Source organism: Streptomyces sp. NPDC051677 (genome assembly GCF_044453465.1).
Classification (GTDB): domain Bacteria; phylum Actinomycetota; class Actinomycetes; order Streptomycetales; family Streptomycetaceae; genus Streptomyces.
The window spans coordinates 111,100-131,363 of record NZ_JBITCT010000030.1 but is presented as its reverse complement, the minus strand read 5'-3'; the positions used below and the strand labels follow the sequence as shown (position 1 = coordinate 131,363).

The 20,264-nt window shown below is 73.2% G+C and carries 15 protein-coding genes; 4 read left to right on the top strand and 11 right to left on the bottom strand.

The features are described 5' to 3' along the window. Window positions 1–46: 46 nt before the first annotated feature. From ACIBAF_RS30605 to ACIBAF_RS30595, 3 genes are all read right to left on the bottom strand, one after another. A complete protein-coding gene (locus tag ACIBAF_RS30605; RefSeq protein WP_399467349.1) occupies window positions 47–1,285 on the bottom strand; it encodes an SAV2148 family HEPN domain-containing protein in 1,239 nt (412 codons plus the stop codon). 102 nt (window positions 1,286–1,387) lie between these two features. Beyond that, complete coding sequence (locus ACIBAF_RS30600; RefSeq protein ID WP_399467348.1) at window positions 1,388–2,707, bottom strand: copper amine oxidase; 1,320 nt, start codon at window positions 2,705–2,707, stop codon at window positions 1,388–1,390. Window positions 2,708–2,780: 73 nt separating this feature from the next. Continuing rightward, entirely contained in the window at window positions 2,781–3,602 is an 822-nt protein-coding gene (locus ACIBAF_RS30595) for a Tat pathway signal sequence domain protein (RefSeq protein WP_399467347.1), read from the bottom strand. Window positions 3,603–3,821: 219 nt separating this feature from the next. Between ACIBAF_RS30595 and glgX the strand changes: the two genes are divergently transcribed. The 3 genes from glgX (at window position 3,822) to ACIBAF_RS30580 (ending at window position 9,927) form a co-directional block, all read left to right on the top strand. After that, entirely contained in the window at window positions 3,822–6,023 is a 2,202-nt protein-coding gene (glgX, locus tag ACIBAF_RS30590) for a glycogen debranching protein GlgX (RefSeq protein WP_399467345.1), read from the top strand. A 107-nt stretch (window positions 6,024–6,130) separates the two neighbouring features. Next, entirely contained in the window at window positions 6,131–8,530 is a 2,400-nt protein-coding gene (treY, locus tag ACIBAF_RS30585; RefSeq protein WP_399467344.1) for a malto-oligosyltrehalose synthase, read from the top strand. A gap of 146 nt (window positions 8,531–8,676) precedes the next feature. Then, window positions 8,677–9,927: a M14 family zinc carboxypeptidase gene (locus ACIBAF_RS30580; protein ID WP_399467343.1), complete on the top strand. Its 1,251-nt coding sequence runs from the start codon at window positions 8,677–8,679 to the stop codon at window positions 9,925–9,927. 79 nt (window positions 9,928–10,006) lie between these two features. On the opposite strand, the gene ACIBAF_RS30575 is transcribed toward ACIBAF_RS30580, so the two are convergent. The 3 genes from ACIBAF_RS30575 to ACIBAF_RS30565 all read right to left on the bottom strand — a co-directional run bounded on the left by ACIBAF_RS30575 (window position 10,007) and on the right by ACIBAF_RS30565 (window position 12,489). Continuing rightward, window positions 10,007–10,471 (bottom strand): SSI family serine proteinase inhibitor, encoded by a 465-nt coding sequence (locus ACIBAF_RS30575; RefSeq protein WP_399467342.1) that lies wholly within the window; start codon window positions 10,469–10,471, stop codon window positions 10,007–10,009. Next, window positions 10,468–11,796 (bottom strand): M14 family zinc carboxypeptidase, encoded by a 1,329-nt coding sequence (locus ACIBAF_RS30570; RefSeq protein WP_399467340.1) that lies wholly within the window; start codon window positions 11,794–11,796, stop codon window positions 10,468–10,470. The genes ACIBAF_RS30575 and ACIBAF_RS30570 overlap by 4 nt, the downstream gene beginning before the upstream one ends. Before the next feature lie 141 nt (window positions 11,797–11,937). Then, a complete protein-coding gene (locus ACIBAF_RS30565) occupies window positions 11,938–12,489 on the bottom strand; it encodes an FHA domain-containing protein (RefSeq protein WP_399467339.1) in 552 nt (183 codons plus the stop codon). Between the two features lie 132 nt (window positions 12,490–12,621). Between ACIBAF_RS30565 and treZ the strand changes: the two genes are divergently transcribed. After that, window positions 12,622–14,367, top strand: a complete 1,746-nt coding sequence (gene treZ / locus ACIBAF_RS30560) for a malto-oligosyltrehalose trehalohydrolase (protein ID WP_399467337.1) — start codon at window positions 12,622–12,624, stop codon at window positions 14,365–14,367. A gap of 6 nt (window positions 14,368–14,373) precedes the next feature. Here treZ and ACIBAF_RS30555 read toward each other — a convergent pair whose 3' ends face one another. The 5 genes from ACIBAF_RS30555 to cyc2 all read right to left on the bottom strand — a co-directional run bounded on the left by ACIBAF_RS30555 (window position 14,374) and on the right by cyc2 (window position 20,249). Further along, on the bottom strand, window positions 14,374–15,357 hold the full coding sequence (locus ACIBAF_RS30555) for a phosphotransferase family protein (protein ID WP_399467336.1): 984 nt from the start codon (window positions 15,355–15,357) through the stop codon (window positions 14,374–14,376). Between the two features lie 50 nt (window positions 15,358–15,407). Continuing rightward, window positions 15,408–16,535 (bottom strand): M24 family metallopeptidase, encoded by a 1,128-nt coding sequence (locus ACIBAF_RS30550; RefSeq protein WP_399467334.1) that lies wholly within the window; start codon window positions 16,533–16,535, stop codon window positions 15,408–15,410. Window positions 16,536–16,678: 143 nt separating this feature from the next. Further along, window positions 16,679–17,308, bottom strand: coding sequence for a LysE family translocator (locus ACIBAF_RS30545; protein ID WP_399467333.1), 630 nt, complete (start codon window positions 17,306–17,308; stop codon window positions 16,679–16,681). Between the two features lie 57 nt (window positions 17,309–17,365). Next, window positions 17,366–17,983: a PDZ domain-containing protein gene (locus tag ACIBAF_RS30540; RefSeq protein ID WP_399467331.1), complete on the bottom strand. Its 618-nt coding sequence runs from the start codon at window positions 17,981–17,983 to the stop codon at window positions 17,366–17,368. Between the two features lie 91 nt (window positions 17,984–18,074). Continuing rightward, complete coding sequence (cyc2, locus tag ACIBAF_RS30535) at window positions 18,075–20,249, bottom strand: germacradienol/geosmin synthase Cyc2 (protein WP_399467329.1); 2,175 nt, start codon at window positions 20,247–20,249, stop codon at window positions 18,075–18,077. Between the last annotated feature and the right edge of the window lie 15 nt (window positions 20,250–20,264).

Below are 20,264 nucleotides of genomic sequence, written 5' to 3'. Positions count from 1 at the left end.
AATCAGAGGGCCGCGTTCCGCTTCCCGGCGGGCGCAAAGGGATCATTCAGGACACGGGACGTGAATCCGCCCAGGCCAGCTCGAACTCCTCGCGGTAGGCCGGGAAAAGTCCGCCTTCGTCCAACTCGCCCGACTTGACCACCCGGTTGCCGCCCCGCAGCACCAGCACCGGCGCCTCCATGCCGCGCATGCGCCGCAGATAGGACTGGATCACCGCGATGCCGTCGGTGCCGTCGCCGTCGACGAGGTAGGCGGTGAAGCGGGGCGTCTCGTCGTACACCTGGATCTGGAAGGCGCCGGAGTCGCGCAGCCGGGCGCGGACCCGGCGCATGTGCAGGATGTTCATCTCCACCGCCCGGCTCAACTCGCCCCGCTTCATGCCGAGTTCGCGCTCGCGGCGCTTGACGGCGCTGGAGGCCGGGTTGAGGAACAGCAGCCGGACGCGGGCCCCGGCCTCGGCGAGGCGGACCAGCCGGCGGCCGGAGAAGTTCTGCACGAGCAGGTTGAGGCCGATGCCGATGGCGTCGAGGCGGCGCGCGCCGTCGAAGATGTCCTCGGCGGGGAACTGGCGCAGCAGCCGCACCCGGTCGGTGTGGACGGCGACCACGTCCGCGTACCGGTCGCCGACGAGGTCCTCGACGGCGTCGACGGGCAGCCGGCGTGCGGAAGGGACGTCGCCGCCGGTGCCGAGCATCTCCAGCAGGCGGGCGGAGGCCCGTTCGGCCTGGTTCAGGACGGCCTCGGACAGGGCCCGGTTGCGGGAGACGACATTGCGGGTCACCTCCAGCTCGTCCAGGGCGAGTTCGACGTCCCGGCGGTCGTCGAAGTACGGCTCGAAGCAGGGCCAGTGCTGCACCATCAGCTCACGCAGCTGCGGCAGCGTGAGGAAGGAGATCACGTTGTCGTCGGCCGGGTCGAGGAGATAGCCCTTGCGGCGGCTGACCTCGCGTACGGCGACCGCGCGCTGCACCCACTCCTGTCCGGCGGGTCCGGCCGCGGCGACCGCCCACTCGTCGCCGTGGACGGGCTCGTAGATGGGCCTCAGCACGGCGGCCACCACGGCGCGCAGCCGCTGCTCGACGAGGTTCAGCCAGATGTAGGCCCGGCCGGCCCGCTGGGCACGGGTGCGCACCTCCCGCCAGGCGTCGGCGTCCCAGTCCAGCTCCGGTCCGATGGCGTTCGTCTCCATCGGCCGGGCCAGGGACACCGTGCCGGGCGGGACGTCTGCGGAGCCCCCCTCGTGACCCTCGTCACCAGGGGGCAGCTCCAGCCCTCCCGAGCCCACCCAAGCACCGCCTTCCGCTCCCCCGAGCACTCCCCGTCCCAACGATCAAGGAAGGGTACTCCGGGAGCGGCGGGCGGTGCAGCCGGATGGACAGGTCGTTTCTCAACTACCGCTGTTCGTCTGTCCGTTCTCCCCCGCGAGGGCGGGCGGAGTGAGCGGATTCATAGCGGTGACGTCCCGGGGGGCGAGGGAGAAGCCCTGCCAGTGGACCGGCATGGGCTGCTGGTCCTCGTCCCGGGCGATGTGGTGGAAGCCCACGTTCACCCAGGCCACGGGGTGCGTGAGGGTCTGACCGTTCACCCACTTGTCGACCGACGTGCCGTGCAGCGGACTGCCGCAAATGCGCACGTTGTTGCTGGCGTACTGCTCGCACTTGTTGTACTCCGTGAAGTACACGTCGTGCTGGGTGAAGGGGCGCCCCGCGTACTTGGTGGTGGCGCCGGGGACGAACTCGTAGGAGCGCGCGTGGCCGTCCTTGTTCTTGCCGGTGGCGCTGACCACCCGCCACCAGCGCATGTTCTTGGCGTCCGCCGCGAGTTCCTTGGTCACGGGAGTGCGGGTGGTCTTGGCGGTCGGGCCCTGCTCTCCGCCGGCGGGCGGGCTGACCACCGAGTCGTACTGCTCCACCTTGGTGTTCGAGGAGCCGTCGAGGCCGAAGTCGAGCCGCCAGAAGACGTTGTGGCTGTGGCTGGTGGCGTAGGACTTGGCGCCCTTGCCTATCGGCCAGCCACGGCCGTCGCCGGCGTCGTAGTCGAAGGGCGAGAGGCTGCCGGTGGCGCCGACGTTCATGTTGATCGCGCCGTCGTCGGAGAAGCGCCACTCGGTGATGTACTCGTACCAGCCGACCTTGTTGACGGTGTAGATCAGCAGGTCCTTGCCCTGGGTCTGGAAGACCTTGTCGCCGTCGGCCTGCATGCGGTAGGCGTGACCTCGCGCGCGGGTCGTGGTGCACAGGCCCTTGACGTTCGGGGACTCGGAGGTGAACGGGTCGGGGACCTTCACCGCCTTGATGGTGCCGCCGGGGCACTCGGCGGGCGCCAGGTCGACCAGGCCCGAGCCGAAGTTGTAGTCGGTGATGTCGTTGTACTCGTTCTTGCCGTCGTCGTACGGCACATGGATCTGGGCGATCTTGGCGCTGTTGAGGACCCTGATCGGCTTGGCCTCGCCGGGCGGCTGGTAGGAGACCTTCTCCAGGACGAGCCCGGACTTCGCCTCGAAACGCCAGCACATGCGCCAGGTCGTGCCCGTGGAGAGCTTCTGTTCGATGCGGTAGGCGGCGCTGCAGTCGGCGGCCGGCGCGGGGGCCGCCTCGGGCCGGGCGACGGCCGGACCGGCGCCTGCGGTCACGCCGGCGGCCAGCGCGGCCACGGAGAGACCGAGGACCGCCCCCTTGCGGGCCCGGCTGTTTCTGTTCACGCGCATGAGGACATGACTCCCTTGGCGTCCCCCCACGGGGGGTGGGTCGGAAAAACGGACTGACGGTCTGACGGACGGCTCAGCCGGCGAGCCGGGCGACCTTGCGGGTGCTGAGGTCGATGACCAGGGACCGGGCGTCGATCCATGGACCGTTCTTGGCCTTCGGCAGCAGCCGTGCGCAGCGGTGTTCGCCGCACTTGTCGAGGACGGTCGGCTCGGCGCCCGGCACCGCCCGGTAGACCATGGCGGCGAGCTGCAGCTGGTCCGGGGAGGTGAGCTCCTTGCCGGTGGCGTCCTTGAAGTCGGCCTTCAGGCCCGCGCCCAGCGGGTCGGCGATCAGTATCCGGGCCGCCTCGGTCTGCTCGGCGGCGCCGAGCGGCGGCTGGACGCCGTGCTCGGTGCCGGTGGCCTCGACCTTGCCGGTGTCGAGGTTGACGGTCTTGGTGACGAGCGAGTCGGTCTTGTAGTCGTAGAACGACACCTCCGCGCGGCGGGGCGCGTCGGGATCGTCCACCTCGTCGGCCTCCGGCTCGGCGAGGTCCACGCCGAGGCGCTGCGGGCCGCGGTCGCCGTCCACGTCCTGACCGGCGGTGAGCAGCTGCCGGTTGAGCGCGATCTTCTCGACGCGCTTGATCTCGTCGTCGGTCAGCGGGTCGCGGCCCTGGCCCTTCTCGCCCTCGGCGGGCGCCTCCTCGACGACGCCGGGCTGCACGGCCGCCGCGGTGTCGCCCTGCTGCTGTCCGGCCGCCTGCCCGGCACTCCGGCCGCCCTTGCCGCCTGACGTGTCGTCGGCCCCTGCCGTGCCCGGCAGGGTGATCCCCACCATCACGGCCGTCGCGGCCACCGCGATGGCCGTACCCGCCACCACCTTGCCCAGGTGGCGGCGCACTGTCGTGCGCACAATCTCCCCCTGCTCCCCCTGTTGACGGGAGTACGTGTCTGCCCCACCGGTTCGGCATACGACGTACTGCGACGTACTGCGAGGTACCACTGCAGATGCCGTCGTATGCGCTGGTCGAAGGGTAAGAGGGACGTAAGTCACTGGTGGTTCCCTCACTTTCCGGGAGACTCGACGCCAAGGCGCCCCCGGCAGGGCGGCACACCTGAAAGAGTCGGGTCCATGCAGGTCTGGCCTGGAGAGGCGTATCCCCTCGGTGCCACGTACGACGGCGCCGGCACGAACTTCGCGGTCTTCACGGAGGCCGCGGACCGAGTAGAGCTGTGTCTGCTGCACGACGACGGCTCGGAGACGGCGGTGGAACTGCGGGAGAGCGACGCGTTCGTGCGGCACGCGTACGTGCCGGGCATCATGCCGGGGCAGCGCTACGGCTTCCGGATGCACGGCCCGTACGATCCCGCGCGCGGGCTGCGCTGCAACTCGGCGAAGCTGCTGCTCGACCCGTACGCGAAGGCGATCAGCGGTGCGATCCGGTGGGGCGAGGAGGTGTACGGCTACCACTTCGACGCCCCCGAGCGGCGCAACGACCTCGACTCGGCGCCGCACACGATGACGTCGGTCGTGGTCAACCCCTACTTCGACTGGGGCGACGACCGCAGGCCACGCACCGAATACCACCACACGGTGATCTACGAGGCCCATGTGAAGGGCCTGACGATGCGCCACCCGGGGCTGCCGGAGGAGCTGCGCGGCACCTACGCGGCGCTGGCGCACCCGGCGCTGATCGAGCATCTGACGGAGCTCGGGGTGACGGCCCTGGAGCTGATGCCGGTGCACCAGTTCGTCAACGACCACCGGCTGGTCGACATGGGTCTGAACAACTACTGGGGCTACAACACGATCGGTTTCTTCGCCCCGCACAACGCCTACGCCTCCTGGGGCGACCGCGGTCAGCAGGTGCTGGAGTTCAAGTCGGCGGTGCGGGCGCTGCACGAGGCGGGCATCGAGGTCATCCTCGACGTCGTCTACAACCACACCGCCGAGGGCAACCACCTGGGCCCGACGCTGTCCTTCCGGGGGATCGACAACCAGTCGTACTACCGGCTGGCGAACGACCCGCGCTACTACATGGACACCACGGGGACCGGGAACTCGCTGCTGATGCGTTCCCCGCACGTCCTACAGATGATCATGGACTCGTTGCGGTACTGGGTTCTGGAGATGCACGTCGACGGGTTCCGTTTCGACCTCGCGGCGACGCTGGCCCGTCAGTTCCACGAGGTGGACCGGCTGTCGTCGTTCTTCGACCTGGTCCAGCAGGACCCGGTGGTGTCCCAGGTGAAGCTGATCGCGGAGCCGTGGGACGTCGGCGAGGGCGGCTACCAGGTGGGGAACTTCCCGCCGCTGTGGACCGAGTGGAACGGCAAGTACCGCGACACCGTGCGGGACGTGTGGCGGGGCGAGCCGCGCGCGGTCGGCGAGTTCGCCTCCCGGCTGACCGGCTCCTCCGACCTCTACCAGGACGACGGCCGTCGGCCGCTGGCCTCCATCAACTTCGTGACCTGCCACGACGGGTTCACCCTGCACGACCTGGTCTCCTACGACACCAAGCACAACCAGGCCAACGGGGAGGACAACCGGGACGGCGAGAGCCACAACCGGTCGTGGAACTGCGGCGCGGAGGGCGAGAGCGACGACCCGGAGGTGCTGCGGCTGCGGGCGCGGCAGATGCGCAATTTCATCGCCACGCTGATGCTGTCCCAGGGCGTGCCCATGATCAGCCATGGGGATGAGTTCGGACGCACCCAGAGGGGCAACAACAACGCCTACTGCCAGGACAGCGAGCTGGCCTGGGTCGAGTGGCCCGACGCGGAGGCGGCCGGAGCCGGGGAGACCGGAGCCGAGGAGACCGGATCCGAGGAGACCGGATCCGAGGGAACGGGAGCCGAGGGAACGGGATCGGAGCTGCTGGAGTTCACGCGCGCGTTGGTGTGGCTGCGCAAGGAGCACCCCGTCTTCCGGCGGCGCCGCTTCTTCCACGGCCGGCCCGTGGAGGGCACCCATGACGAGCTGTCGGACATCGCCTGGTTCACCCCCCAGGGGACGGAGATGACACCGCGGGACTGGGACCGGGCGCAGGCGTCCGCGCTGTCGGTGTTCCTCAACGGCAACGCGATCTCCGAGCCGGGCGCGCGCGGCGAGCGGATCACCGACGACTCCTTCCTGCTGATGTTCAACGCCTCGGCCAAACCGCTGGAGTTCGTGGTGCCGGTCGACCACGGCCGGCAGTGGCAGGTGGTCGTGGACACGGCGAATCCGGAGGCGGTGGCGCAGGGCGCCGGCACGAAGGTGCAGGCCGGGGCCCGGTTGACGCTGGTGGACCGCAGCATGACGGTGCTGCAACGACCGACCCGACCCCTCTGAAGGGATCTGCGGGAAGGGATCCGAAGGGAGCATTCCGAAGGGAGGCCACCCGGCCCGCCCGGAGGGGGTGTGACAGGAAACGCGGCGGGGCGGGTACGTAGGTGGTCATGACCCCTGAGCGACGCCCCGCCCCTGTTCCCGTGCCGCCCACGGCGACCTACCGGCTGCAGCTGCAGCCCGCGTTCCCGTTCCGGGCCGCCGCGGCGGCCGTGCCGTACCTGGCCTCGCTCGGCGTCTCGCATCTGCACCTGTCCCCCGTCCTGGAGGCCGTGCCCGGCTCCCTGCACGGCTACGACGTCGTCGACCCCACGCGCGTGCGTGCCGAACTGGGCGGCGAGGAGGGGCTGCGGGAGCTGGCGCGCACCGCGCGCGAGCACGGGCTCGGCCTGGTGGTGGACATCGTGCCCAACCACATGGCGATGGCCCCGCGCCACAACCACGCCCTGTGGGAGGTGCTGCGCGAGGGCCCGAACTCGCCGTACGCGCGCTGGTTCGACATCGACTGGGAGGCACAGGGCGGCCGGCTGCTGCTGCCGGTCCTGGGCGGTCCGGTGGGGGCGGAGCTGGCGCACCTGCGGGTGGACGGCGACGTCCTGCGCTACCACGACCACGTCTTCCCGCTGCGCGAGGGCACCGGCGACCTGCCGCTGCCGCGGCTGCTGGACGCCCAGTGGTACCGGCCGGCGTGGTGGCGGCTGGCCCGCACCGAGCTGAACTACCGGCGCTTCTTCAGCATCTCGGAGCTCATCGGGGTGCGGGTGGAGGACCCGGAGGTGTTCGAGGCCACCCACGGCACGATCCTGCGGCTGCTGCACGAGGGCGTGGTGGACGGGCTGCGCGTCGACCACCCCGACGGCCTCGCCGACCCCGACGGCTACCTGGAGCGGCTGCACGGAGCGAGCGGCGGCCGTTGGACGGTCGTCGAGAAGATCCTGGCCGACGGGGAGCGGCTGCCGGACTCCTGGCCGGTCGCCGGCACCACCGGCTACGACGCCCTGCGCCAGGTCGACGGCCTCTTCACCGACCCCGCGGGCGCCGGGGACCTCCTGGCCCGCTACCGGCGCTTCGCGGCCCCGCAGACGGACCGGGGCGGCGACTGGGCGGCGACGGTGCGTCGGGCGGCGTACGGGGTGCTCGGCCACGAGCTGGCGGCGGAGACCGAGCGGCTGACCCGGGTGGCGTCCCGGGTGTGCGCCACGTCGGCCGACCCCGCGCTGCGGGACCGGGCGCCCTGGGCGCTGCGCACGGCCCTGGAGGAGCTGCTCGTCCGTCTGGAGGTGTACCGGCCGTACACCTCGGGCGACCCGGCGGCCGTCGTCACCGAGGAGGCCGCAGCACAGGCCCGGCAGGCGTTCACGGTGCCGCAGGAGGCGGGCGCGGTCGACGTGGTGCGGGGCCTGGTGCTGGGCGGGGAGGGGCCCTCGGGGGCGGAGTTCCGGGCGCGGTTCGCGCAGACGTCGTCCGCGCTGCGGGCCAAGTCGGTGGAGGACACGGCGTTCTACCGGTACGTGCCGCTGCTGTCGGCGAACGAGGTGGGCGGCGACCCGGGCGCCCCGGGGGTGTCGCCGGCCGACTTCCACGCGTACTGCGCGCGCGTGCAGCGCGACTGGCCGGCCACCGGGACGGTCGTGTCGACGCACGACACCAAGCGCAGTGCCGACGTGCGCGCCGCGCTCGCCGTGCTCACCGAGTGCCCGCAGCGCTGGGCGGACGTCCTGGAGCAGGCCGTGCGCGCGCAGGAGGGCGCCACGGACGGCATGGCGGACGGCGCGACGGACGGCGTGGCGGACGGGCAGCTGGCGTGGGCGGCCTGGCAGACGGTCTTCGGGCTGGGGCCGGCGGCCCCGGAGCGCGTCCAGGAGGCGCTGCTCAAGCACGTGCGCGAGGCGGGGCTGTACACGAGCTGGACGGAACAGGAGCCGCCGTACGAGGAGGCGGTGGCCGCATTCGTCGCGGCGGGGCCGTGCGGGGCGCCGGGCGAGCGGGTGGCCGCGCTGCGCGCCGCCCTGGAGCCGTACGTCCGGGCGAACGTGCTCGGCACGGCGCTGGTGCATCTGACGATGCCGGGGGTGCCGGACCTCTACCAGGGCACGGAGAGCGAGTACCGGGCGCTGGTGGACCCGGACAACCGGCGGCCGGCGCGGTTCCCTCCGACGGATCCCGGCGTCAAGGACGCGGTCACGGCGGCCGCGCTGGGGCTGCGCCGGCGGCGGCCGGACGTCTTCGGGGAGACGGCTGCGTACGAACCGCTGCCGGCCGAGGGAGCGGCCGCGGAGCACTGTCTGGCGTTCGCGCGCTCCGGCCGGGTCGTCACGGCCGTGACGCGGCTGTCGCTGCGGCTGGCAGAGGCCGGCGGCTGGGGCGAGACCCGGCTGACGCTGCCGCCGGGGCGGTGGGTCGACGTCCTGGCCGAGGAGCGGGAGCCCGCCCGCGCGTTCACGGGGCACGCGCGCGTGGCGGACCTTTTCGAGCGGCTGCCGGTGGCGCTGCTGGAGCGGGCGGACTGAGCGGGCGGACTGAGCGGGCGGACTGAGCGGGCGCGCGCATCCGAGCGCCCCCCGGAGCCTCCCGAAGCCTCCCCCCGGGCGTTCTTGACAGTTCACAGCGACCGTGGGGTACTGCGGATGCGAAGGCCGGGCGGACGAATACGGGGGTGAGTCTCCTGCCGGAGCTGCGTTACCCCACGGTGACCGAACTGACCACTTTTGCCCGGATGTTGGCCACACACCAACCCGGCATGTGCGCGCTGCGACAGGTGGGGGTCTCCCGGGCGGGCCGGCCGCTGCACCTGTTGTCCGTGGGGCATGCCCGGCAGGCCGTGCTCGTCGTCGCGGGCGCCCACGCCAACGAGCCGACGGGCGGTTCGACACTGCTGGCGCTCGCCGAACGGGTGCTGTACGAGCGGGAGTTGCGGGATGGGACGTCCTGGCACTTTCTGCTGTGCGCGGACCCCGACGGGGCGAGTCTGCATGTGACCCCGGCGCCGCGCAGCCTGCTGGAGTACCACCTCGGCTTCTTCCGGCCCGCCGGTCCGGAACAGCCGGAGTGGTCCCCCGCCGTGCTGCCGCCGGACCGGCTGCCGCCCGAGACGCGCGCGTTGACCCGGGTCATCGACGAGCTGCGGCCCTACCTCCAGGTGACCCTGCACGGCACCGATCTGGGCGGCAGCTGGGTGCAGTTGACGAAGGACATCCCCGGACTCGCCGAGCCCTTCGCCAAGTCCGCGGCCCAACTGCACATCCCGGTGGAGACGGGCGCCTCCGACGCGGCGGGCTGGCCGGCGTCCGGGCCTGGCGTGCATGTGATGCCGGCCGCCGGGGCGGACGCGGCGTACCCGAGCATGCCGGACGACGCACGGCACAGCACCTGGTACCACGCCCACCGCTACGGCGGCCTGACCGCGGTGGTGGAGGTGCCGATGTGGGCGAGCGACATGGTGGACGACCCCGCTCCGCATCCTGCCCCGGCCGCGGCGATCCGGCGGCTGGCGCGGCGGCTGCTGCGGGACACGACGGAGGTCGAGCGGGTCCTCGTCGAGGCGCTGCCGCGGCTGGAGGGCGTCGACGGGCCCCTGCTGCGGGCGGCCAGATGGGCGCTGGAGCTGGTGCCGGGGCTGGCCGCGGACTGGACGGACACACCGCCCGCAGCCACGACGATGGCGTACGTCGGCAGCGTCGACGCCTTCGCCCGCCGACTGCCCCTGCGGGCGGCGGCGATGCTGTGGCGGGTCCTGCAGGAGAGCGACGACCGTGCGGCCCCGCGCCTGGAGCAGCTCGTCCAGACGTGGAGCGGCGCCTTCGCCGACCGTTTCCGGGCCCGCTGGGTGCCCTTGGAGCACCAGGTCGAGCATCAGTCCCGCACGGTCGTCGCGGCGGCCCTGCACGCCCGGGAGCGGGCGGCGTAGGACCGGCCCGGCGCGAGCGAGCCGGAAGGGGACGGCTGCGGGCGCGCACGGGCGCCCGCAGCCACCGGGCCGGTCCTGGTCAGACCTCGGGGACCTGCTCGTCGTCCAGGGCGAACACGGCTCCCGTCATGGCCTCCCGCTCGCAGTCGTTGCCGAAGGTGCGGCGGTAGTCGACGGGGTGGCCGTTCCACCGCCCCTGCGCGCGGACGGTCACCGGGGCGTACACGAGCGCGCAGACGCGGCTGCTGTCCGCGGCGACGGCGTTCACGTCCCCGCCCGCCCGGGCCAGGACGTCGCAGGCCTCGGTGGCGCGGGAGTGGCCCTGGGGCGGGTCGCACAGCAGCAGGGTGCCGCGGGTGTCGCTGGAGCGGGAGTCGCCCCGGGTGACGGTGAGCTCGAGCCAGTTGCCCGGCAGGGAGTCGTGGGCGTCGCGGGAGGCCGCCAGGGCGGGCGCGGCGCCGACGGCGAGGAGGAGGGCGGCCGCGGCAGGCAGGGCGCGCCGGACGGCTTTCACCGGCCGAAGAACGTTGAGGAAGTGCGTCATTCCCGGTGCATCGGCACGGCGGGCCGGCTCCCCCAGTCCGACTCACCCGAACGGGCCGGGGCGGGTTCGGCGGCGCGTCGGCCGGCCAGCTCGAACGCGGCGAGCACGACCCGCGCCTGGTACTCCGCCTGGCGCGCGACGGGAATCCAGCGGGCCCCGCAGTCCTCCCGGTAGCCGGCGCACCAGGCGTCGATGAGCCGGTCCAGCTCCGGCAGCACGCCCGCGGGGTCGCGGCCGGCGCCGCGGACGAGCTGGTGCAGCAGGCCCGCCGTCCGGACGGCGATCCGGCGGCCGGCGATGCGCAGTGCGGTCAGATGGCCGGTGCTGAGCGGCGGGAGCGGGCGGCCCGGGTCGGCGGTGTCGGGGTCCCAGGCGTCCGCGAGGCCGGGGCAGACCAGGAGGTAGTCGTCGACCGGGGCGAGCAGGCGCGCCGCGTCGGGGGCGCCGGCGAGGTGGGGCCGCACGCGCGCGAGGATGCGTTCCAGCACCTGGACGTCGTGGCGCAGGGCGCCGCTCACGGCGCGCAGCACCGCGTCCCGGCCGGCGGGCGGCGAGCCGTCCTCGACGGCGGCGACGCCCCACATGGGCGCCTCGACGACCGCGGTGAGCGTGCCGTGCCGGTGCGGGTGGTACCAGGTCGACTCGACGGCGGCCTCGGTGATGGCGGCGGCCAGATCGCGCGGGCGCGGCGGCGGGATCCGGTAGACGGCGGGACCCAGGCGCGGCCAGTACAGGGTGTCGTAGGGCCCGAGTTCGCGGGGGATGCCGAGGCGGGCGGCGGCGTGGGCGACCCGCTGGGCGAGTCCGGGCAGGTCACGGGTGAGTTCCACGAAGGCGCCGCCGATGTCGACGCCGTGCAGCGAGCACTGGAAGAAAGGTTTCAGTTCGTCCTGGAGACGGAGCAGCGTACGGGTCTCCGGCAGCGTGGCCGCGGCCGCGCCGTCGGGCAGCCACTCGGGCTGTTCCAGGAAGCCGGGCCGGAAGAAGTTCCGGAAGTAGCTGCCGAGGCTGTAGGGGCCGGCCAGCCAGCCCTCGTTGCGGCGCAGACCGTCGGGGTCCAGGCAGAGCAGCAGGTTCCAGGTGGCGTCGGCGCCGACGGTGAGCCGCGGGTCGGCGAGGACGCGGTCGGCCAGCCGCAGGACGGTGGCGCCGCCGACGGGCTCGTTGGCGTGCGGTCCGGCGACGACGAGCGCCTGGCGGGCGCCCCGGCCGAGGGAGAGCAGCCACAGGGGCGTGCCCGCGCGGGAGACCCCGACGCGGCGCAGCCGGACGTCCCCCGAGCTGCGGACGACGAGCGCGGCCGCGCGGGCCGCGAGTTCGTCCACGGTCGGGTAGCGGAGGAGGGGCGGCAGGGCACACCTCCCCAAGGCGGCGCCGTCGGTTCACCTGGCGTGTCTGGAGTACGACACTGGGTCATGGGCCAGGGGTACGTCAACACCGCCACGGGTGAGGGGACTTGAGCGGGTTCAGCTCACCGAGAGACGGAACGCCATCTGCCCGAAACCGACCTGGTCGCCCTCGCGGACCACGGCCGCGCCGATGACGCGACGGCCGTTGACGGTCGTGCCGTTGGTCGAGCCGAGGTCGCGCAGCACCCACATGCCGCCCTGACGGGAGAGTTCGGCGTGCACCCGCGAGACGCTGTCGTGGGTCAGCCTGAGCCCGCTCGCCGGGTCGCGGCCGATGCGCAGCGCGTGCTCGGTGCCCGGATGCGGCAGCAGCAGCTTGGGCAGCCGCTCGGCCTGCCAGGCCCGGCGCAGCCGGACCGTGAAGCCGGAGACCGCCTCGACGGCGCCGAAGACCGCCCGGGACAAGCGGCTCTCCCCGGGCAGGTCGGCGGTGAGGACGGCGAGCTCGTCCGAGCGACGGGCGGCGAGGGCCAGCTCCATGCGCCGGATGAACGTGTCGTGCGACAGACGCCCCAGGGCGACGCCGTCACGCAACACCTTCAGCGCCCGGTCGCGCTCCGCGTCCGACAACCGCGCGGGGTACGTGTTGAACTCGAAAGACGACGTCACGTTGGTGATTGTCGGTCAGTGAACCCTGGGTGTCCAGAAAACGGGAAAGAGGGTGTCCGCGGCGCGCAGGGATCCCAGGTGGAGGACGATGGAGGCGCTACGTCACGGTGAGCAGACGAAGGGGAACCGTCCGTGCAGTTCGAGGTGTGGGCACCGCAGGCCGAACGTGTGACGCTCCAGTGCGACGGCGCCACGCGCGCGTTGGAGCGCGATCCGGGGCGGGCGGGGTGGTGGACCGGTGAGGCGCAGGCCGCGGACGGCACGCGGTACGGGTTCGCGGTGGACGACGGCCCCGTCCGCCCCGACCCGCGCTCGCGCCGCCAGCCGGACGGCCCCGAGGGGCTGAGCGCGGTCGTCGACCACGGCCGCTACGCGTGGCGTGCGCAGTGGTCCGGGCGCCCGCTGCCGGGCGCGGTCCTGTACGAGCTGCACGTGGGCACGTACACCCCCGCCGGCACCCTGGACGCGGCCGCCGAACGGCTGGAGCACCTCGCCGAACTCGGCGTCACCCACGTCGAGTTGATGCCGCTGTGCTCCTTCCCCGGTCGGCACGGCTGGGGGTACGACGGGGTGTCGCCGTGGGCGGTGCACGAGCCGTACGGCGGTCCCGAGGCGCTGAAGCGGTTCGTCGACCGGGCCCACGAGCTCGGGCTGGGCGTCGTCCTGGACGTGGTGCACAACCATCTCGGCCCGTCCGGCAACCATCTGCCCGAGTTCGGCCCGTACTTCACCGACACGCATCACACGCCGTGGGGCGCGGCCGTCAACCTGGACGCGCCCGGCTCGGACGAGGTGCGCGCCTATCTGCTGGGCAGCGCGCTGGCCTGGCTGCGCGACTACCGGCTCGACGGGCTGCGTCTGGACGCGGTGCACGCGCTCGCGGACACGCGCTCGCGCCCCTTCCTGGAGGAGCTGTCGGCGGCCGTGGACGCCCTGGGCGCGGAGACGGGCCGGCCGCTGTTCCTGATCGCCGAGTCCGACCTCAACGACCCGCGGCTGATCACGCCCCGCCGGCAGGGCGGCCTCGGCCTGCACGCGCAGTGGAACGACGACTTCCACCACGCCCTGCACACCGCGCTCACCGGCGAGTCCCAGGGCTACTACGGCGACTTCGCGCGCGACCCGTTCGCCGCCCTCGCCAAGACCCTCACCGGCGGCTACTTCCACGACGGCGCGTACTCCGGCTTCCGCGGCCGCCGCCACGGCCGCCCGCTGGACCGCTCCCGGGTGCCCGCGCACCGGCTCCTCGGGTACGCCCAGACCCACGACCAGGTCGGCAACCGCGCCCAGGGCGACCGCCTCTCGGCGTCGCTCTCGCCGGGCCTGCTGGCGTGCGCGGCCGCGCTGACGCTGACCGCCCCGTTCACGCCGATGCTGTTCATGGGCGAGGAGTGGGCGGCGGGCACCCCCTGGCAGTACTTCACCGACCACACCGACCCGGAGCTCGCCGAGGCCGTACGCCGGGGCCGACGGCGGGAGTTCGCGGCGCACGGCTGGGCCGAGGAGGACGTGCCCGACCCGCAGGACCCGGCGACGCGCGAGCGCTCCTGCCTTGACTGGTCCGAACCGCGGCGCGAGCCGCACGCGCGCGTGCTGGCCTGGTACCGCGAGCTGATCGCGCTGCGGCACGCGCAGCCCGACCTCACCGATCCCGACCTGGCCGACACCAAGGTCGCCCATGACCCGCGGGCGCGCTGGCTGGCCTTCCGGCGCGGCGACGTCCGGGTGGCCGTCAACCTAGGCAAGGGGCCGGCCGCGATCCCCCTCGGCCCCCGCCCGGCCCGCGTGCTCGCCGCATGGGAGCCGGTGGCAGCCCCGGGTCCGGACGGCCTGCTGCATGTGCCCGGGGAGGCGTGTGTGGTCCTGGAGCAGGAGTGAACGCTGCTACTCCCAATCCTCCTCGTCCGCCCCGCCCCTGCCGCGCTCCCCGTCCTCGCGGAACTCCGTGACCCGTTCCAGCAGGATCGCCTCCCAGGCGCGCCGCAGCCGCGTCCGCGGGAGGGTGAGCGCTTCGACGGCGCGTGGGCCCGTCCCGGCGGCGTCGAGGTGCTGCGCGAGGCGCACGACGGTGTCGCAGCGGGCGAGCCACAGGCCGCGCAGGCAGGGGCGGGCGCCGTATCCGGCGAGGGTGGCTGCGCGGACGGCGGCGCCGGAGCCGACGGCGAGGGCGAGACCCGCGATGTCCTCGGCGGGATCCCCGACGACCGCGTCGGTCCAGTCGAGGACGCCGCGCACCCGGCCGTCGGCGCTCACCACGAGGTGCTCGCCGCGCAGGGCGTGGTGGACGAGGACCGCGGTGGCCGGCTGGGCGGCGAGCTGGGCCGCCCCGGCCGGGGTGAGCTGGTGGAGGCGGGCGGCATCGAACTCGTCGGCGCGGGCGAGGCGTTCGGCGGCGGTCACGGCCATCCGGCGCAGCGCCTCCAGGGAGCGCGGGGCGGTCCGCGGCACGCCGAGCGCCTCGGCCTGCCGGGGCGGCGCCTCACGCAGTCCCCTGAGCAGTCCGGCGAGGTCGGCCTCGCCGACGGCCGACACGTCGTGCTCCTCGGCCGTGCCGCCGGGCAGCCTGGTGTCGAGGGTGTAGGCGAGCCCCGGGGACCACTCGCCGTGCGCGACGCTGGTCGGCACGGCGACCGGGACATGCGGACGGACGAGGTCGCGCAGCCGCAGTTCACGGCGGCGGCGCAGGGTTGCCTCGCGGTCGACGGCGAGGCGCAGCACATGGCGGGAGCCGACCCACCACGTGGTGTGCGCGCCGCCCTCGGCGACGGGCCGTACCTCCGGTCCGATGCCGCCGGCGCCGCCCTCCTCGAGGAGCGCGCGGACCAGTCGGCGGACGGTGTCCGCGGTGGGTGTCGGTGCCTGGGTCATGGTCGCGCCGCTGCCGTTCGGGTGGGTGCCGGGAACTCCTGGAGGGCGGGTCAGTCCACTATGACCAGCTCACGGGTGGTGTCGTTGAGACGGCGGCCGCCGTCCTCGGTGACGGTGACGATGTCCTCGATGCGTACCCCGAACCGGCCCGGCAGGTACACGCCGGGCTCCACGGAGAAGCACATGCCGGGCACCAGGGGCCGCTCCTCGCCCTCGATCATGTACGGCGGCTCGTGGGTGGTGACGCCGATGCCGTGTCCGGTGCGGTGGATGAAGTACTCGCCGTAACCGGCGTCGGCGATGACCGCGCGGGCGGCCCGGTCGACGTCCTGGCAGGCGACGCCGGGCCGGACCGCGCGAAAGCCCGCCTCCTGGGCCTCGCGCACGAGGTCGTGGACGCGGCGTTCCTCGTCGGTGGGCTCGCCGACGTGGACGGTGCGGGAGGTGTCGGAACCGTAGCCGTCCTTGAGGCCGCCGAAGTCGAGGACGACCATGTCGCCGCGCTCGATGACCCGGTCGCCGACCTCGTGGTGCGGGTTGGCGCCGTTCGGCCCGGAGGCGACGATGGTGAAGTCGACCTGGGAGTGCCCGAACCGGCGCAGCAGGTCGGCGAGGTCGGCGCCGACCTCCGTCTCCCGGCGTCCGGCGAAGGGAACCTTCCGGATCTCCTCATACGTTGCGTCTGCGGCCGCGCCCGCGGCCGCCATGAGCTCCAGCTCCGCCGCGTCCTTGACGGCGCGCAGCATGGGCAGGGCCTCGGTGAGGGAGGCGTAGGAGGTGGCGGGCAGGGTCTTCTGCAGGCCCAGCAGGTGCATCGCCCAGGCGTTGTCGCTGATCCCGAACCGACCGCCCTGGTCGAGGAGGCCCGAGGTGAGGGCGTAGGGATCCTTGCCGTCGGTCCAGTCCCGCAGGGTGAGCGCCGGGGCGCCGGCCGCCTTCGCGGCGTCGGGGGCCTCCAGGGTCGGCACGACGAGGACGGGGTCCCGGCCGGCGGCGAGGACGAGCAGGGTGAGCCGTTCGGTGGCGGCGGTGGGCGCGTAGCCGGTGAGCCAGACGAGATCGGGTCCGGGCGCCACGAGCAGTCCGGCGAGTCCGGCGTCGGCGGCCTCGCGCGCGGCCCGCTCCATGCGGGCCCGGTAGTCGTCGGCGGTGAAGGGCGCGGGGACGGTGCCGGTCATCCGGGCCTCCCAGTGAAGAGCGTGGCGACTGACGTGTGAGGAACGTGGTGACACCGGTGTGGTGACCACGGGCAGCATCCTGCCCGTACGACGGGGGTCGCGCGAGCCGGTTGCGGGGGTTTCGGGCGGGTGAGCGGCCCGGATCAGGCGTCCAGGGCCATGCGCAGGCCGAGGAGCAGCAGCACACCGCCGGACACCTGCTCCAGGCGACGGCGCACCCCGGCCCGGGACAGGACGGTCTTCAGCCGGCCCACGCACCACACGTACAGGCTGTAGTAGCCGACCTCGTAGAGCGCCCAGAGCGCGGCGAGTCCCACCATGGTCGGCAGGTGCGGGGCGTCCTGCGGTACGAACTGCGGCAGGAAGGACAGGGCGAACACGGCGGCCTTGGGGTTGGCGAGGTTCAGCAGCAGTCCGCCCCGGTAGGAGGCCCAGCCGCTCTGTTCGACGCCCGCCCAGTCGCCGTCGCCCCGCTCGCCGCCCTGCGCCGTCCGACGGGCCTGCCACAGCGCCCGGGCGCCGAGCCAGACGAGCACGACGGCGCCGACGACGCGCAGCACGTCGTACGCCACCTGGGAGGCCGTCAGCAGGGCGCTCAGGCCGAACGCGGCGACCACGCCCCAGACGAACACCCCGGTCTCGTTGCCGAGGACGGTCAGGAAGCCGGAGCGGCGGCTGCGCAGGGACTGCTTGACGATCAGCACGGTGCTGGGTCCGGGCGAGGCGGCGACGAGGGTGCAGGCGCCCAGGAACGCCAGGAGTGAGGTCAGCATGGCGTTCATGGTGGCGCGGAGTAGCTGCGGGGGCCAGTGGTTTGCTTCCGAGCCGTCTCAGGTGACTACGCCGGGGACCGCCGTCAGCTGCTGGTAGCCGCCGCTGCCGTGGCGCACGGTCAGTTTCACCGCCCGGCCCGGCCGGGCCTCGTCGACCGCCCGGGCGAGGTCGGTCGCCGAGTCGATCCTGGTGCTGCCGAAGGTCAGCAGGACGTCGCCGCGGACCAGGCCCGCCGTGTAGCCGGGGCCGGGAATGTGGACGGCGACGACCTTGGCGCCCGCTTTCTCGGCGTCCACGACCTCCAGCCCCAGCGTGGCCTCGGCGGGGCGCGGTGACGCGGTGGCCGCCCCGGACGCCCCTGACGCCCCTGACGCCCCTGACGCCCCTGGCGGTACGGGAGGGCCGCCGCGGCCAGGGGCGGACCCGGCGCCCGGCATGCCCTGCCCTTGCAGTTCGGCCAGTCTGCTCATGCCGATCACGGTCGCCCCCACGGTGCCGAGTCCGACGCCGGACAGGACCAGGACGGTGCCGACGGACAGGCCGAGGAGCAGGGTCGTCAGCCGTCGGCCGCGGCGGCGCGCGGCGTGCGGACGCCGGCCCTTGTCGCCCTGGTCGGCACCGCCGCCTGGCTCCTGCCCCGGCATCGGCTTGGGACGCAACGCTGTCTGTTCCATGGATCGCCTCCGGCTGGTGCTCTACCCGGCGCACCGGCGCACCACGAGCCACGAACGAGTGAGACTGACCCACGCCGCGGCCGCAACGGGGTCAGGAGATCAACAGGCGTGGAGCGGGTGGTGTGGTCGGCGCGAGGTCCGGCAGGAAGCCGTGGGTGCGGCGGGCCAGGTACGCGGGCTTGTAGCGGTCGACCTCGCGGTGCCAGTGCAGGATCCCCGACAGCCAGTTCTGCAGGTCGGCGACGTACTCCCCCATGGCCTCGCGGGCCTTGGGCGAGAGGTCGAAGTCGTCGCAGAGGACGGGCAGGTCGTGCGCGATGATGTGCTCGAACTGCTGCATGCGCTGGGTCATCAGGTCGTGGACGATGCCCAGTGCGGTCGGGTAGTCGCAGCCGAAGAAGTTCTGCACGACGAGGATCGCGTTGTGCATCTCGCCCTCGTACTCGATCTCCTTCTGGTACGAGAAGACGTCGTTGGTGAGGCATGCGTAGTCCGCGGCGGCGTTCTCCAGCGCGCGCACGACGCCGCTGCGGTAGACCTCCGGCGGGACGGCGGGGCTCTGGCCCATGCGGCACAGGCTCAGGGTGAGGTCGGAGCCGAAGGTGGCGCGGCGCATCTCCAGGTAGTCGACCGGGTCGGGGACGCGGTTCTGGAGCTGGTTGGACAGCTCCCACACCCAGCTCTCGGTCATGGCGTCGACCGCGTCGCGCAGGGTGCGCCGCTGGTCGGGGGTCATGTCGGCGGCGGTGCGCGCCCACAGGTCGATCAGGCCGCGTTCCATGCCGTTGCCGGGGACGACGGGCGTCTCCTCGCCGTCGACGGGCATGCAGGCCGACAGCCGGGCCGTGGTGAGACGGGCGGCGGCCAGGTCGCGGCGGCCGCCGAAGACCAGCGGGTAGTAGTCGTCGCCGTAGGTGCCCCAGGCGAGCCACTGGGCGCTGAGGTCGAGGGCCTCGGGCGTGGCGTCGGGGTCGAGGCCGGCCGAGCAGAGGGGGAGGTCGTAGGCGGCGAGCTTGTCCTCGTCCCAGACGCCCTCCCGCAGCATGCCCATGCGGTGCATCCAGGCGGTCAGGCGTGGACGGCACGCCTGAAGGTGCGGGCTGAGCCCGACCTGGAACGGCATGTGGAAGTCGGGCAGCAGGGACGGGCCGACCTTCTGGAACGGCACGTGCGCGTACGCGCGCAGGCGTTCGGCGGCGGCCGAGGCGAGCAGCGCGCCGACGTCGGCGGCGGAGGTGCCGGGGCCCGTCAGCTTCTGCCAGGGCGCCTCGGGCGTGGCGCCCTTGTTCATGTAGCGGCTGGAGCGCATGTGCCATTCATGGCCGCCGGACTGCCAGTCCTGCAGGCCCTTGGCGTAGGCGGCGACCGCGAGGACCTCCTGGGGCGTGAGGCCCTTGTCCAGGGCGAGCGCCGGCACTTCGGTGAAGGCGGTGTGCTCGAACTGGTGGAGGCGGGAGGTGAGGATGTCGTTGACGGTGTCGGCGGCCTCCTGGGCAGTGCAGCCGAAGAACCTCTCCAGGACGAGCACCCCGTTGCTGTTCTCGCCCTCGTCCTCGACCTCGCGCTGGTAGGAGAACAGGTCGTTGCGCAGGTGCACGGCGTCGGAGAAGGTCTCCATCAGCACCCTCAGCGGCCTCGACCCGGCGACGGCGGCGGGCACTTCGGCGGTCGCGTACTCCACGAGCCCCGCCGACCAGGGCGCACCGCCCACCTTGCGGCGCATCTCGATGTACTCGACGGGATTGGCGATCCGCCCCTCGTCGATGTTGGACAGCTCCCACATCGACTCGTTGAGCAGATGCTCCGTCGCCACGGCGAACCGGCGGCGCCAGTCCTCGGACATGGCCGGCACGGTGCGCGCCCACAGGTCCTTCAGCCCCGCCTCGACCGGGTTCTGCGGCTCGGGCACGGGCGTCGCCAGGTCCAGTGGCATGAACAGCGGCAGCCGGTCCAGGTGGGCCTTGCCGGCGGCGCGGTCGGGGGTGCGCTTGAACATGTCGAGGAAGTGGTCGTCGAAGAAGAACACCCACACGTACCAGTCGGTGATCAGCGACAGCGCGGGTCCGTCGCAGTCGGGGTGGGTGTAGGCGCAGAGCAGGCCGTAGTCGTGCGCCTCCAGGTCGGCCTGCTCCCAGATCCCGGACCCCTCCAGCATGCCCATGTCGCGCGCCCACTGCGTCGAGTGGGCCCGCGCCTGGTCGACGTGCGGGTTCAGGCGCGCGGGATGCGGCATGTAGAAGTGCGGGAGTTCGAACGGTTGCGTCATGGCCGGGCCCTACCC

Bases quoted from the DNA above. Each gene is read 5' to 3' on its own strand.
- ACIBAF_RS30600 (WP_399467348.1), bottom strand. From the start codon at position 2,707: ATGCGCGTGAACAGAAACAGCCGGGCCCGCAAGGGGGCGGTCCTCGGT.
- glgX (WP_399467345.1), top strand. From the start codon at position 3,822: ATGCAGGTCTGGCCTGGAGAGGCGTATCCCCTCGGTGCCACGTACGAC.
- treY (WP_399467344.1), top strand. From the start codon at position 6,131: ATGACCCCTGAGCGACGCCCCGCCCCTGTTCCCGTGCCGCCCACGGCG.
- ACIBAF_RS30575 (WP_399467342.1), bottom strand. From the start codon at position 10,471: ATGACGCACTTCCTCAACGTTCTTCGGCCGGTGAAAGCCGTCCGGCGC.
- ACIBAF_RS30555 (WP_399467336.1), bottom strand. From the start codon at position 15,357: ATGACCCAGGCACCGACACCCACCGCGGACACCGTCCGCCGACTGGTC.
- ACIBAF_RS30550 (WP_399467334.1), bottom strand. From the start codon at position 16,535: ATGACCGGCACCGTCCCCGCGCCCTTCACCGCCGACGACTACCGGGCC.
- ACIBAF_RS30545 (WP_399467333.1), bottom strand. From the start codon at position 17,308: ATGCTGACCTCACTCCTGGCGTTCCTGGGCGCCTGCACCCTCGTCGCC.
- ACIBAF_RS30540 (WP_399467331.1), bottom strand. From the start codon at position 17,983: ATGGAACAGACAGCGTTGCGTCCCAAGCCGATGCCGGGGCAGGAGCCA.
- cyc2 (WP_399467329.1), bottom strand. From the start codon at position 20,249: ATGACGCAACCGTTCGAACTCCCGCACTTCTACATGCCGCATCCCGCG.